The 13,482-nt window shown below is 37.8% G+C and carries 13 protein-coding genes and 1 tRNA gene; 2 read left to right on the top strand and 12 right to left on the bottom strand.

What is annotated here, in order from left to right; translation table 11 throughout:
- Positions 1-93 precede the first annotated feature (93 nt).
- Both FA727_RS04205 and FA727_RS04200 read right to left on the bottom strand, forming a co-directional pair.
- Positions 94-1,125, bottom strand: a complete 1,032-nt coding sequence (locus tag FA727_RS04205) for an alpha/beta fold hydrolase (protein WP_136829461.1) — start codon at positions 1,123-1,125, stop codon at positions 94-96.
- 7 nt (positions 1,126-1,132) lie between these two features.
- Positions 1,133-2,077 (bottom strand): hypothetical protein, encoded by a 945-nt coding sequence (locus FA727_RS04200; RefSeq protein ID WP_136829460.1) that lies wholly within the window; start codon positions 2,075-2,077, stop codon positions 1,133-1,135.
- A gap of 258 nt (positions 2,078-2,335) precedes the next feature.
- On the opposite strand from FA727_RS04200, the gene FA727_RS04195 reads away from it, so the two are divergent.
- Positions 2,336-2,587 carry a hypothetical protein gene (locus FA727_RS04195; protein WP_136829459.1) on the top strand — a complete coding sequence of 84 codons (252 nt, stop codon included), beginning with the start codon at positions 2,336-2,338 and terminating at the stop codon, positions 2,585-2,587.
- A gap of 71 nt (positions 2,588-2,658) precedes the next feature.
- Here the strand turns inward: FA727_RS04195 and FA727_RS04190 are convergent, their stop codons facing one another.
- Together FA727_RS04190 and FA727_RS23950 are read right to left on the bottom strand one after the other, a co-directional pair.
- Positions 2,659-3,420 carry a LysM peptidoglycan-binding and 3D domain-containing protein gene (locus FA727_RS04190; protein WP_136829458.1) on the bottom strand — a complete coding sequence of 254 codons (762 nt, stop codon included), beginning with the start codon at positions 3,418-3,420 and terminating at the stop codon, positions 2,659-2,661.
- Between the two features lie 299 nt (positions 3,421-3,719).
- Positions 3,720-3,816: transfer RNA gene (locus FA727_RS23950), tRNA-Sec, on the bottom strand.
- Positions 3,817-4,026: 210 nt separating this feature from the next.
- Between FA727_RS23950 and FA727_RS04185 the strand changes: the two genes are divergently transcribed.
- Positions 4,027-4,452 carry a DUF2621 domain-containing protein gene (locus FA727_RS04185; RefSeq protein ID WP_136829457.1) on the top strand — a complete coding sequence of 142 codons (426 nt, stop codon included), beginning with the start codon at positions 4,027-4,029 and terminating at the stop codon, positions 4,450-4,452.
- A gap of 33 nt (positions 4,453-4,485) precedes the next feature.
- Here the strand turns inward: FA727_RS04185 and FA727_RS04180 are convergent, their stop codons facing one another.
- The 8 genes from FA727_RS04180 to tkt all read right to left on the bottom strand — a co-directional run bounded on the left by FA727_RS04180 (position 4,486) and on the right by tkt (position 13,316).
- On the bottom strand, positions 4,486-4,974 hold the full coding sequence (locus tag FA727_RS04180; protein ID WP_136829456.1) for a CcdC family protein: 489 nt from the start codon (positions 4,972-4,974) through the stop codon (positions 4,486-4,488).
- Between the two features lie 136 nt (positions 4,975-5,110).
- A complete protein-coding gene (locus FA727_RS04175) occupies positions 5,111-5,470 on the bottom strand; it encodes a response regulator (protein ID WP_136829455.1) in 360 nt (119 codons plus the stop codon).
- A gap of 193 nt (positions 5,471-5,663) precedes the next feature.
- Complete coding sequence (locus FA727_RS04170; RefSeq protein ID WP_136829454.1) at positions 5,664-6,371, bottom strand: cytochrome c biogenesis CcdA family protein; 708 nt, start codon at positions 6,369-6,371, stop codon at positions 5,664-5,666.
- A 106-nt stretch (positions 6,372-6,477) separates the two neighbouring features.
- Complete coding sequence (locus FA727_RS04165; RefSeq protein WP_136829453.1) at positions 6,478-8,268, bottom strand: ABC transporter ATP-binding protein; 1,791 nt, start codon at positions 8,266-8,268, stop codon at positions 6,478-6,480.
- Positions 8,269-8,272: 4 nt separating this feature from the next.
- Positions 8,273-10,021 (bottom strand): ABC transporter transmembrane domain-containing protein, encoded by a 1,749-nt coding sequence (locus FA727_RS04160; protein WP_136829452.1) that lies wholly within the window; start codon positions 10,019-10,021, stop codon positions 8,273-8,275.
- Between the two features lie 140 nt (positions 10,022-10,161).
- A complete protein-coding gene (locus tag FA727_RS04155; protein ID WP_136829451.1) occupies positions 10,162-10,377 on the bottom strand; it encodes a YneF family protein in 216 nt (71 codons plus the stop codon).
- A gap of 128 nt (positions 10,378-10,505) precedes the next feature.
- On the bottom strand, positions 10,506-10,943 hold the full coding sequence (sirA, locus tag FA727_RS04150) for a sporulation inhibitor of replication protein SirA (protein ID WP_136829450.1): 438 nt from the start codon (positions 10,941-10,943) through the stop codon (positions 10,506-10,508).
- Between the two features lie 366 nt (positions 10,944-11,309).
- Positions 11,310-13,316 (bottom strand): transketolase, encoded by a 2,007-nt coding sequence (gene tkt / locus FA727_RS04145; protein ID WP_306461649.1) that lies wholly within the window; start codon positions 13,314-13,316, stop codon positions 11,310-11,312.
- Positions 13,317-13,482: the final 166 nt, after the last annotated feature.

The following is a 13,482-nucleotide window of genomic DNA, read 5'->3' as shown; positions in this document are numbered from 1 at the left end:
GGTCGACCAAAAGGCAATTTTTCCGAGTTATTTACTTGGGTTTCGGTTCATTTCCTAAAATATAATGGGTTTTCACCAAAATGTCAACCCAATTTAATATAAAGGATTTGATCGTTCTGGTACCCAGTTTTGCAGATAATCAGGGAGTTTGCCGTTATTTGTTAAGGTAGCATGACCGCCCGGAAGCTCATGATAGGTTTTATCCTCACTCGAAACTAGGTCCATAATCTTCATCGTTGTTTCTTTTGGAACAAGTCGATCATAGGTCGAAGCAATTACAAGTAAATTTGCTTCAATGTTAGACAAGTCTGCCCTTTTCCCATCCACAATCATTGTCCCTTCCACTAATTTATTGCCTCTTACGAAATCAGTCAACAATTGATTTAGTACTCCTCCAGGCATAGGGATATGTTCTTTAGTCCATCTACGGAAGGCTCGCCATTTTCCCACATATGGTTCATTATTTGCCTTATTTAACAGGGAGAGAAACGGACTCAAATACATAGGGGATGTAATGATTCGAACCCCCGCCTCCATATGCCGACTTGGAATTAAGCCTACTGTTTCAATTAAACGGTCGAAGCCTAACTCTTCCGCTCTTAACGCTTGAATCCACTCACTGAAAGTTGGCCATACTGAAAAATCAATGGGCGCTACATCTAGTATCAAATTTTTAATCGGCTCTTCTGCTATGCTTGCATACATAGCTGCTAATGTTCCTCCTAAACAAAAACCAATCACGGTTAGTTCATCTTCCCCAGAATGTCTTAACACCCTTTTTGCTCCATTTTGAATATATTTAACAATGTAGTCATCCATCGTTAAATCTTTATCTTCATAGCCTGGTATCCCGAAATCAATTAGATAGACATCAAATCCTTCATTAACTAATGCTTCAATTACACTGCTTCCAGAATATAAGTCTAGTATTGTAGCCTTATTAATTAAACTATAAATAAGATAGATTGGTGTAGCATATCTTTTGTTTACAGCTGGATAATACCAAAGAGTAGCCTTATTAAGTTTCCAAATTGCCACTCGTTCTGTCTCGGCTCCCTTCGGTGGTTCCTCTCGCCATACATTTAAAAACCTTTCCCATCTTTGTTTTTCTTCTACCAATCCCATTCATTCATCACTCCTTACGACCAAAAGGGACTTGACTACCCAACAGATCACTAATACTCAATTGTTGATTACGACTTAATAAATCATCTAAATTTTCCGGACCTAATAAGTCATTGGATGGTTGTAGCATACTTTGTAGGAGTATCCTTCTCTTTTGTTTTTCACTTGCGTCTAAAGTAGGTTTTGTTGCTCGTGACTTTGTTGATTCTTTAACAGTTTTAGCCGCAACTGTTTTTGGTGATTCTTTAACCGTAGAAACATCTTCAAAAACTTTTGGTGCTACTTTAACGGGTTGAGTTTTTTCAGAAGTGACTGGATTTACAGCTGTTACGGGTTGCACATCTTCAGAGAATTTTTCCCTCAAAAATTGATTGAGACTAGAAAGCTGTTCTTCAATCTCATTAAGCTTTTCTTCGTGTTGAATGGCGAGCTTTGCGACATTTGCTACATCATTTTTCGTCGGTAGGTTTAATGGACCGGAAATCAATTCAACAAATTCATTTAAGTCTTGTAGCAGATCTGCGTATACAAATGAAAATTGATTGAGGGATTCAACAATTTCTTTGCGATTTAAGTTATTGTGGATTTGTTCATTTAATTTAAACTCTGTTAAAAAACCAACTTTTCTTAATTTCTCATAAAAACCTTGCCAATCAAATGTGGTTGACCCTTCCATAATCCGATTCAACACCCCTCTTAGCTCTTCTGGAAGTGCAAGTTTCAAGGTTTTATCCAATACCTCTTTCAACTCATTTTGGGCACGTTGTTTGACCATAATTCCTACAAATTCTGTCAATTCCTTCGAGAGATCAAACTCTCTGAGCTTGCCCAGTAATTCAGTTGGTTCAGTCGACGCACCGGACTCCACAAGTTTCGAAAAATTATCGCTTAATACTTTTGGAAATCCTAGTTTTTTTAAAGTATCAAAAAGATCACGCAGTTCCTTTTCCATTTGTCCTATACTCCTTTCAACTTTCATTCATTCATAATGTAATGGTGGCTCTCTGTGATCTCCCTCCCAAACAATCACATGTCCCTAAAATGTATAATCCATAAAAATAAACTTCACTATATAATAGACAAGCTACACAGGAAAAGTGCAAAAAATAGTAGATTTGCCCCTGCCCGTTTATGGAGTAAGCCTTATCGAACAAGCTACGCTTGAATATAATGGAATCTTGTAAACACTATTAATTTAAAGGATGAGTAGATGAATAAAGAACAAATTCAATCAACTTTTGATAGTTGTGGTCTTGGGAAACTAGGAGAAGACCTATCCTTTAAACTATGGATTAAAGGATTAGGAGAAAATTGCGATGAGGACATGCTGGAAAACTTCTTAATTGCCTATGATTTTCGTGATGACAGTTCAATGCTCGCTGATCATTTTCTGTACCATTTTCAGGTATTTAAGACTGTACTGAAAAGTTGGAACGGAAATGTCCCGTTTGGGTTTTGGTAGGCTTTGTTGATTAAAGTCGTTAGAGTTCATGAAAAAGGACACACTTTTTGAAGTGTGCCCTTTTCTATAATTTAGTCTAAAATCGTTACTTTCACTTGTTTACGTCCAAATTGGACAGCATCTGCGTGATTTGGAACAAACACATCGATTTTGTTCCCTTTGATCGCTCCACCAGTATCAGCGGCTGTTGCATAGCCATATCCTTCAACATACACTTTAGAGCCCAATGGAATTACAGTTGGATCAACAGAGATAACTTTAGCATCCGGATTTTCCTTTAGGTTGATGCCGGTACTCGTTATACCTGAACACCCTTCACAACTTGACGTATAGGCAGTAGCCTCAACCGTGATTACTTTTCCTTCAACAGGAGCTGTGCTTGCTTGAGCATTGGTTTGTGTAGTAGCTTGCGCTGGTGCATTTTGTACTGGTGCTGGTGTCTTTGTTCCAGCGCTAGTAGACTGTGCTGTATTGGTTTTCCCTAATTCAATAGTCAAATTCAAACCAGGGTGAATTAAATCGGAAGTGAGATTATTCCATTCTTTTAATTGTTCTACAGTTACTCCGTTGTCTCTAGCAATCTGCCAAAGAGTATCTCCTTTTTTCACAACCACCTTTTTCTCTGGAGAAACGACAAGAACATCCTTCGGGTGGATTAGGTCGCTTGAAAGATTGTTCCATTTTTTAATAGAATCAACAGATACACCATACTCCTTAGAAAAGCCCCAGATTGTGTCTCCCTTATGTACTGTAACTTCTTGTGCCTGTGCAGTAGTTGCCACTGATGTAAAAATCGCTGTTGTTGCCACAAATGTTGCTAATTTTCTTTTCATATTTGCCTCCCATTGGCTTATCTTTATTGTGGACTATCTTAACAAACTTGTCTTACAGAAAAAGTACAGGGAGATATTAAATCTTTTACGAGAATAACAATTTGATAACAATATTACAAAAGATGTGTCTGAACGACTATGGTAACGCTAATAAGTGCCGATAAGATGTAGAAATAGGACGATTGTAGGTGGATACGGACAGCAATAAAAAACCTCCTTTGCAGAAATGGGAATCCCAAATTAGCAAGGAGGAATATGTTCTAATATTTATATAAAAGTATAATCTTAATCAAAAATTTTGGCGGGACCGCCTGGGAATCGAACCCAGCTAACCTGGCACGCAGGTCACAGATGGTTTTGAAGACCACGGAGGACACCAGTACCCCATTCAGCCCCGAAATGAACAATTATCATTATATCGAGAAACTATAGTTCTTACAACCAAATAGGAGAGATTTAAAAGATTTCCCCTTTCCCCTATTCACATTTTCGTAATAATTTTTACCGAATCCTACCTTAGCATATCATAAATCATCAATCCCTTGTCTAATCCTAACTCAAACGTCTATAATAGAAATGGAAAATTACAGTTTTGTAGGTGATCGGATGCTAGAAGGTTGGTTTTTGTGGTTTATCTTAGTTTGGATCGTCATATTCGCTGGATCGATGGCAATTGGCGGATTTTTCATGTTCAGAAAGTTTTTAAAGAGGATGCCGAAGGAAGATGGCAAATCGGATATGGATTGGGAAGAGTATTATGTGAGTAAGACTAAACATCTTTGGGGACAACAAGAAAAGGATTTACTTGAAGACTTAGTAAGCCCTGTACCAGATCTATTCCGAGATGTAGCAAGGCAAAAGATTGCCGGAAAAATCGGCGAGCTTGCAGTGAATGAAAAGCATAATAAAATAACTCAGGATATCGTTATCCGCGGTTACATACTAGCAACTCCGAAACGAGATCATAAATTTCTATTAAAAAAATTGAATGAGAAACAAATAGATGTCGCACCTTATCAGCATCTATTTTAAAAAGCCCGAATCAAAATGATTCAGGCTTTTTCTTTAAACTGTTTTTGTCGGTACATTTTCATATAACTGCTGCTGTAGCTTCTTAAATTTAATAAACATTGCAATCCGCCATGGAACAATCATACCAAAGGCAAGAATCCAGAACATTCCTCCGAGCTGGCCAACATCAATTGTTGAACTCAGAACAAGCTTGGCGATAATCCTAATAACAAGTAAGCCCACTAAAATATAAATAAATGCCTTTGATGGTTTTAAATAGACATCATTATCACGGATTTCAAATTTCGATGTTTTAATAAGTAATGTAGAAAATAGTAATCCAACCGCTACGGCTTCAACAACCTCGATGGGAGTCACACGGAACACTGGAAAAATAAACATGAGAGCACCGGTGCTCATAAAAATAGGTGGAAGGATTATTTTCTTTGCAGATACTGGTTTTTTTGCTGATTTCATCCGAACAACCATTGCAAATATGGCCATGAAAACAGCACCAATGGATGTAATGACGACATAGTTCATAGAAGTCATCCTCTTTTTAGTAAGATTCTCCCCTACATTATATACCATACGCTACAAAATTGAGACAAGGATTATCAGAAATTCCATGAAAACGCGAAAAAACCATTTAAGTAATCTACTTAAATGGCTTTTAAATTCAGTTTAATACTCGATTTACTGCTTCAAGAACGCGACCTTCGTCAAATGGTTTTACAATAAAATCTTTGGCACCTGCTTCAATAGATTCGACAACCATTTTTTGTTGTCCCATTGCAGAGCACATAATGATCTTTGCCTGTGGAAATTCTTTCTTAATTTCCTTCATCGCTTCTAGACCACTCATTTCTGGCATCGTAATATCCATTGTCACCAAATCCGGTGTTAATTTCCGATAAAGCGAAACTGCATCCATTCCCGTTTCAGCTTCTCCGACTATCTCATGGTTTGCCTTCAATAATATGTTAGATAATGTTAATCGCATAAATTTTGCATCGTCTACTATTAATATTCTCGCCATCGGTGCATACCCCCAGAACTACCAAAAAAATAACTAGTAAAATAGTACTATATTTATTCATTATAATGGTATTACTATTTAAATGTAAAGGAATATACTGGTGAATTCAATGAATAGAATCCGACATTTTTCTTATTTTTGTCAAAAAACGTGGCGAAAAATCGACATTTCAGATCCGAAAATTAGACTGTAATTAAAATCCTGTAAATCCTCCAAAAAGACCTGAAAAGATGATAATAATTTTCGTCATCCAATCAAAGAAGAGCACAATCCCCATCACAATCATGATATACCCACCAATTTTCATGATGAGCACATTGTTCTTGCGAATCCACTTCATTTTACCAATAAAGAAAGATAGAACTAAGAATGGAATTGCAAATCCTAAAATATAGGCAATCATATAAACGAGTCCAGAGCCTGGATTCGTTGCTGCCAACGCAATTACCGACATTAAAATTGGTCCTGTACATGGTGTCCAACCAGCTGCAAAAGCAATTCCGATTAACACTGAACCAAAATAGCCGGAAGGTCTGTTTTTAAACTCAAATTTTCGGTCCTTCATTAAAAATTCAGGACTTAAGATCCCGACGATCATCAATCCAAAGAAAACGATGAAGATTGCCCCAAGTTGTCGAATCAAATCATTATATTGCCGAAAGAACTCCCCAATAAAAGTAGTACTAAATCCTAGTGCTAAAAATATTATCGAGAATCCTAATAGGAAAAAGAGCGTATGTAAGAGACTTCTTTTTTGTAGCATTGCATTCTCATTTTTTAGTTCTCCCACCGACATCCCTGTAATATAAGATAGGAATGCAGGATAAAGAGGTAAGCAGCAAGGTGAAATAAAACTTAAGAACCCTGCACCAAGCGCGAGAAATACGTTCACATCTGCCATGTTAACAACTCCTGCTATACTTTTTTATGCATTCATTTTAACAGAGATTTCCTCGAAATGATATTGAAGTGAATGTGAACAAATTGTGTCTTCCACACCACGCTATTTAACCTACCACATCTTCTAACTTGATTGCAGAGCCATTTTGCAATAAATACATCTTGTGATATAAACCTCTTTGAGCAAGAAGTTCTTGATGCGTCCCTCGTTCAACAATCTCCCCATGGTGTAACACAAGTATTAAATTAGCGTCTTGAATCGTAGAGAGTCTGTGAGCAATGGCAATCGTCGTTCTTCCCTCTCGCATTTTTTCCAAAGCAGTCTGAATCGCCTCTTCTGTTTCCGTATCAATATTAGCCGTTGCTTCATCAAGCACTAGAATCTTAGGATTGGCAGCAATCGTTCGAGCGAAGGCCAGTAGCTGACGTTGTCCACTAGAGAAAGTCGCTCCACGCTCTACCACCTGATGCATATACCCATCTTCTAGTTTTTCAATAAACAAATGCGCTTGCACAAATTGTGCCGCTTCCTCTATTTCTTGATCACTCATATCCTTATTATGAAGGCGAATATTGTCCTTAATCGTACCAAAGAATAAGAACGGGTCCTGTAGTACAAGCCCAATTTTTTCTCTTAATTCTTGTTCGGAATACTCTTTAATCGATTTCCCATCGACTAAAATTTGACCTCGGTTAAATTCGTAAAAGCGCATCATTAAATTAATAATCGAGCTTTTACCACTCCCCGTATGACCAACAAGAGCGACCGTTTCCCCCGGACGTGCAGTAAAAGAAATATTCTTTAAGACATCTCGTTTTCCATCATATGAAAAGCTCACATTTCGAAATTCAATTTCACCGTCTTGAATTTGGCTAGCATCACCTTTTTGTTCCGGTGCAAGCTCCTCTTCATCAAGAAGTGTGAATACACGTGTCGCAGCAACAATTGCTTGTTGATATAAAGATAGTCGCTGCATGAAATTGTTCACAGGCTCAAAGAAACGATCTAGATAGTTGATAAAAGCGTAGAGCACTCCTATTTCAACCGGACTATTAAAAGAAGTGATGCCAAAAAAGCTAAGTACAAGAATTAGAGCAGCAATATAGACTAAATCAATTGCTGGTCTTAACAATAGTCCATCCACTTTAATATTTCGCATGCCTGCCTGAAAATGTTTATTGTTTATGTCTTCAAATTCTGCTCTCAATCTTTTTTCCTGACGAAAAACTTGGATGATTCCCATCCCTTGAAGTGACTCACTTAACTTCGCATTAAGCTGGCTTAAGCGTTCTCTCAAATCATGATAGAATTTCGAGCTAAGTCGGCGGTACGTACGAATAATCATATATAATAACGGTAAAATGAATAAACAAAACAGTGCAAGTTTCACATTTAATATGAACATCGCGATAAGAATACCACCCATGAGGAATCCGCTCTGAATGAATGTCACAAGGACTGTCACAAACATTTCCTTTATCGCTTCCGTATCATTTGTGACCCTTGATACGATACTCCCTGCAGGCGTTTTGTCAAAATACATTAAACCAAGTGCCTGAACTTTTGTAAAAACGTCCACTCTCATAGCTTGAATAATTTTTAATGCAATCTCTTGAAATTTCAATAGTTGAATATAGGAAACCACAACATTCATAATATGTATGCCTAAGTAAGCAGCTCCTAGTGCAAATAGTGCGTTGAAGACAAGATTTCCCGGAGTCAAATAATCATCTATGAATATTTTTACAAGGATCGGTCCTAAAATATCGCCAATTGTGGCAATTAACAACAACGAAAATGCAAAGATAATCGTTTTTAAATGTGGCTTCGTATAGTTAAGGAGGCGCATTAAAACTTTATACTGTTCATTGTTAGTACCTGAGTTCATTTTCTCCATATTCTTAACCTCCTTGCTCCACAAGCTCTTCTAACTGTTGACGTAGATACATTTCCTTATACCATCCATCCTGTCCCATCAATTGTTCATGAGTGCCTCGTTCAACAATTTTACCGTCATCCAGTACAAGAATTAAATTAGCGTGCTGAATGGCGCTCAAACGATGAGCTGTAATAATAGTTGTTTTACCGTCACGTTCTTCCTTTAATGCAGTAAGTATAGACTCTTCCGTTTTTGCATCAACAGCCGATAAGGAGTCATCAAGAATTAAAACTTCTGGGTCCATTAATAAAGCACGCGCAATCGAGATCCGTTGCTTTTGACCACCTGATAAGGATACACCTCGTTCTCCTACCACTGTTTCGTAACCATCGGTAAATTCGAGTATATCCTCATGAAGGGAGGCAATCGAAGCAGCTTGATGTACCTTTCCAACTTCAATTGTTGGCATCGCAAAAGCGATATTTTCTTTAATTGTGGCTGAAAAAAGGAAGTGGTCTTGTGGCACATAACCAATCGCTTCCCGAAGTCTTTTGATTCGGTAGTCATCAATTTTCTTCCCACCAAAGACGATCGTGCCCTTTTCCGCATAAAATTCACGAATCAACAATTTCAAAAGAGATGTCTTCCCTGCTCCTGTTTTCCCGACAATTCCTAGTGTTTCTCCTTGCTTCATTCGGAATTGAATATTCTGGAGAATCGGTTCTTTTTCCTCAGGATAGATAAATTCATCAATTTTAAATTCAATGTCTCCAGACGGGATAAAATCTACTGCATCTTCTCGGTCGATTATTTCAGTCCGTTCAGACAATAATTGTGAGACACGGTCATAGGATGCACGACCTCTTTCGACAATATTAAAGAGCCATCCGAATGCAAGCATAGGCCATATCAAAAGACCTAAGTAGGTTGTAAACGAAATTAATTCACCAATCGATATTTCCTCCATTAGAACATATCTTGCCCCAAAGGCAATCGATAGGAAAAAGGAAATCCCGACTATCAACGAAATCGTTGGGTCAAATAAGGAATCAACTTTAGCAACGGAGATATTTTTCTGTACAACATCGTCCGATAGCTCACGAAAATCCTCGATATCCTCTTTCTCCTGTCCAAATGTTTTGATAACTTTAATTCCACTAATACTTTCCTGCGTTTTATCATTTAAGGATGAAAAAGCTTCTTGAGCTTTATGAAAGCGCTGATGCAATAAAGTTCCATACCAGCTCGTTAAAATCGCCATTAGAGGCATAGGAATCAAGCAAATCAAGGTCAGCTTCCAGCTTATCGTTGCAGCCATTGCAACAATAACAAAGCCTCCTGTTGCGAGCGAGTCAACAAGTGTTAACACACCTGAACCTGCTGTTTGTTGAATAGCTGAAAGATCATTTGTTGCATGTGCCATTAAGTCCCCTATCCGTTTTCTTTGGTAAAAGGATTGGGACATATTTGTGAAATGCTCGTATAGTTGATTACGGATCTGTCTAGCTAGTTTGACGGATGAGCCAAAAATCATAATTCGCCAATAATAACGCAATACATACATAAGTAATCCTGCTCCAACCAATGCACCAATCCATTTTAATAAATCAGTAGCCTGAAAGCTGCCTCGGTTAATTTCGTCGACAACAATTCCAATAACTTTCGGTGGAACTAGCTGCAACAAAGCGACAAACAGTAAGATTAATGTTCCAGATATGTATGCTTTTCTTTCTTGCTTAAAAAACCAAGATAATTGCAAAAACACTTTCATATTGGGTCCTCCCCTTGACGTTATAACCAAAATAGTTTACCAAATATTTTCAAAATAAGAAAGGTTTTCATTCTTCTAAATATAAAATAGCATAAAAAATAACCACCCTATTTTTAAATAAGATGGTTATTGATTATGCTTTATTTACCTTGCTGCTTGTTCATAGCAGACATCATTTGATTGATTTTCTTCTGGGATGGTTTCATACCCATTTGCATCATCATCATTTTTAGCATTTGTTCATTAATTGGTGGGTTCTTCTTTAAATAGGTCATCATGTATTTACGAGCGATGAAAAACCCTAGTGCTACACCAGCTAGCAAAGCGATTACACCTACTAGAATATAAGGCCACATATAAAATTTCCTCCTTCATGTTGTCTATCATACAGTGTACTAGACCAAAGGTTATTATACAATATTTGCACCAAATTTTCCTGCCTTTTCAACGCTCTTTTCACAAATTTCATGAGAAAGAGTATTCTTTAGACAAATTTCCGCTCTTTTATCGGTTTTAACCAGCCATAATGATTGTTATTTAAGTCGATCGCAAGGATGGAACGCTCATTTTTTCTAAGCACCTCAAAGAAACTAGTTTCTGCTTCATAGCTTCCCTTTGATTCAAGTAAGAAACACCTATCAAGGATTTCCAACCTCGCCGAGCTACCTCTTCCTTGGTCAATTATGTATAATCCATGCTCCATACTAAATCCATTGTGATTTTGCAGCTGTTGTTGAATGGATTGATGGAAACGTATGATGGGAATGGATTTTGTTATGTATTGGATTTGTTTTCTTATGATAGATTGAAGTTCCCCGTAGGCTTCTTCATATTCTTTAAACAAGCGAAAAAACATGTGTTCTCTTCCGAAATAATGGGAGGCAAATTCATCATCGATAATATATAGTTGATAGGTTCGCAAACCTTATCCCTCCTTCATTCACTCCTTTCTTTCTATTATATAGGAAAATTCTGAAAATGTTTGTCTTAAATAGTTGAAAACTTTCACATATTTTGTCGAATTCACATAAATTATCTGAACAAAAGCGCAAGCGCATTACTCAGCCCCGACAAGCGCTGGAAGAACAGGTGATGAAGTTTGTTCTTCAACTTCATCACCTGTTCTGAAGCGACCAATGAAAAATTGAATTTTATTTTTCAAAAGAGGGGCTAGGCGCTGGAGCTAAACGTAGATACACTTTATAACATAGTTATCCACAACAGCGAAATCTATAATTTCTTAAACAATAAAAAAAGGCACTAGCTATAAGCTAGCACCTCATTTTTATTATTTTGCCAATAAAGCTTTCACACGTGCAACAACATTCTGCGTCGTGAAGCCATATTCTTCTAAAATCTTTGCTTCTGGTGCTGATGCTCCGAATTGGTCGATTGCAAGGACATCGCCTTCATCACCTGTATAACGGTGCCAACCTAGAGATGCACCCATTTCAATTCCTAAACGCTTCTTCACACTCTTCGGAATAACACTATCTTTGTATTCCTGTGACTGCTGCTCGAAACGGTGCCAAGAAGGCATACTTACAACAGAAGCATGAATGCCATCACTTTCAAGTGCCTTTTGTGCTTCAACCGCAAGAGGTACTTCTGAACCAGCAGCAAGTAATAATATATCTGGTGTCTCAGTATGAGCCGGTGAAACAACATATGCACCTTTAGATACGCCTTCATAAGCGTTCTTATCAGTATCTCTTAATGTCGGTAAATTTTGACGTGTTAACACTAGTGCAGTTGGACGATCAGTTGATTCTACAGCTAATTTCCAAGCTGCTGCAGTTTCATTACCATCAGCAGGACGAATTACGTCTAAATTAGGCATTGCTCTTAGACCTGCTAATTGTTCAACTGGCTCATGTGTTGGACCATCTTCACCAACCGCGATACTGTCATGTGTGAATACATATGTAACAGGAAGCTTCATTAAAGCAGCTAAACGAATCGCTGGTTTTAGGTAATCAGAGAATACGAAGAATGTACCTCCAAATACTTTCAATCCGCTATGTAGAGCCATTCCGTTCATCGCAGCTCCCATTGCAAATTCACGAACACCAAACCAGATATTTCTACCTTCAAATGTTTCAGGTGTGAAATCACCAACACCTTTGATAGTTGTTTTATTAGAGCCGGCTAAGTCAGCTGAGCCTCCAATAAAGTATGGAAGATTTTTAGCAATTCCGTTTAACACTTCACCAGATGAAGCACGGCTTGCTAAGCTCTTTCCTTCTTCATAGACAGGAATATCCTTATCCCAGCCTTCAACTAATGCACCCTTCATTGCTGCCTCTAATTGCGCACCTAATTCTGGGTATTCATTCTTATAAGCTTGGAATTGATCATTCCATTCTTTTTCCTTCTTCTCGCCATTTTCAGCAATGGTTTTCTTAAATTGCTCATACACTTCAGTTGGTACATGGAAGTCCTCTTCGAATGACCACTGATATGCTTCTTTAGTTAACTTTAATTCATCTGCTCCAAGTGGTGCACCGTGTACGTCTGACTTACCAGATTTATTCGGAGAACCGAAACCAATGACTGTTCTAACTTCAATCATTGTTGGGCGTGATTCATCACTTTTCGCTTCTTCAAGCGCTTTCGCGATTTCTTCAAGGTTATTGCCATCTTCAACACGAATATATTGCCATCCGTAAGATTTGAAACGCTCTGCAATACTTTCAGAGAAAGAACGATCTAAATCCCCATCAAGAGAAATGTCATTGGAATCGTATAATACAACTAGTTTACCTAGCTTTAAATGACCAGCTAATGAAGCTGCCTCTGCAGAAACACCTTCCATTAAATCTCCATCACCACAAATACTGTATGTAAAATGGTTAACTAAATCATACTTATCCTTATTGTATGAAGCGGCTAAATGACGTTCAGCCATTGCCATCCCTACAGCCATTGCAATACCTTGACCTAATGGTCCAGTAGTTGCATCTACTCCAGGTGTATGCCCAAACTCTGGGTGTCCAGGAGTTCTACTGCCCCACTGACGGAATTGTTTTAAATCCTCAATTGTAACGTCATAACCAGATAAATGTAACAAGCTATATAAAAGCATGGAACCATGTCCGGCAGATAAAACAAAACGATCACGATTAAACCACTCTGGATTTTTTGGGTTATGGTTCATGTGTCTTGTCCAAAGAGTGTACGCCATTGGCGCAGCTCCCATTGGCATCCCAGGGTGACCTGAATTCGCTTTCTCAATTGCATCAATTGACAAGGTTCTTATTGCATTAATAGATAATGTATCAACTTGTCCAAACATTGTATCTATCCCTCCTATGTATTCCTTTTCGTAAGTGAAACTTTCAGGCATTTAGTAAAAGAAAAAGGCGAAGTTGAATATACTGGCATAACTTTTTTCAATGCTAAAGTGACAAGAATGAAATTCACTCTACCTATTAAATATATATGCCTGTTAATTTTTTCAC

This window comes from Robertmurraya kyonggiensis, from assembly GCF_005116465.1.
Taxonomy (GTDB): domain Bacteria; phylum Bacillota; class Bacilli; order Bacillales; family Cytobacillaceae; genus Robertmurraya; species Robertmurraya kyonggiensis.
Note: the sequence above shows the minus strand (reverse complement) of the source record. Positions and strands in the feature narration are given on the sequence as shown.

Bases quoted from the DNA above. Each gene is read 5' to 3' on its own strand.
- FA727_RS04205 (WP_136829461.1), bottom strand. From the start codon at position 1,125: ATGGGATTGGTAGAAGAAAAACAAAGATGGGAAAGGTTTTTAAATGTA.
- tkt (WP_306461649.1), bottom strand. From the start codon at position 13,316: ATGTTTGGACAAGTTGATACATTATCTATTAATGCAATAAGAACCTTG.
- FA727_RS04170 (WP_136829454.1), bottom strand. From the start codon at position 6,371: ATGGCAGATGTGAACGTATTTCTCGCGCTTGGTGCAGGGTTCTTAAGT.
- FA727_RS04195 (WP_136829459.1), top strand. From the start codon at position 2,336: ATGAATAAAGAACAAATTCAATCAACTTTTGATAGTTGTGGTCTTGGG.
- FA727_RS04185 (WP_136829457.1), top strand. From the start codon at position 4,027: ATGCTAGAAGGTTGGTTTTTGTGGTTTATCTTAGTTTGGATCGTCATA.
- FA727_RS04175 (WP_136829455.1), bottom strand. From the start codon at position 5,470: ATGGCGAGAATATTAATAGTAGACGATGCAAAATTTATGCGATTAACA.
- FA727_RS04190 (WP_136829458.1), bottom strand. From the start codon at position 3,420: ATGAAAAGAAAATTAGCAACATTTGTGGCAACAACAGCGATTTTTACA.
- FA727_RS04155 (WP_136829451.1), bottom strand. From the start codon at position 10,377: ATGTGGCCTTATATTCTAGTAGGTGTAATCGCTTTGCTAGCTGGTGTA.
- FA727_RS04200 (WP_136829460.1), bottom strand. From the start codon at position 2,077: ATGGAAAAGGAACTGCGTGATCTTTTTGATACTTTAAAAAAACTAGGA.
- FA727_RS04165 (WP_136829453.1), bottom strand. From the start codon at position 8,268: ATGGAGAAAATGAACTCAGGTACTAACAATGAACAGTATAAAGTTTTA.
- FA727_RS04160 (WP_136829452.1), bottom strand. From the start codon at position 10,021: ATGAAAGTGTTTTTGCAATTATCTTGGTTTTTTAAGCAAGAAAGAAAA.
- FA727_RS04180 (WP_136829456.1), bottom strand. From the start codon at position 4,974: ATGAACTATGTCGTCATTACATCCATTGGTGCTGTTTTCATGGCCATA.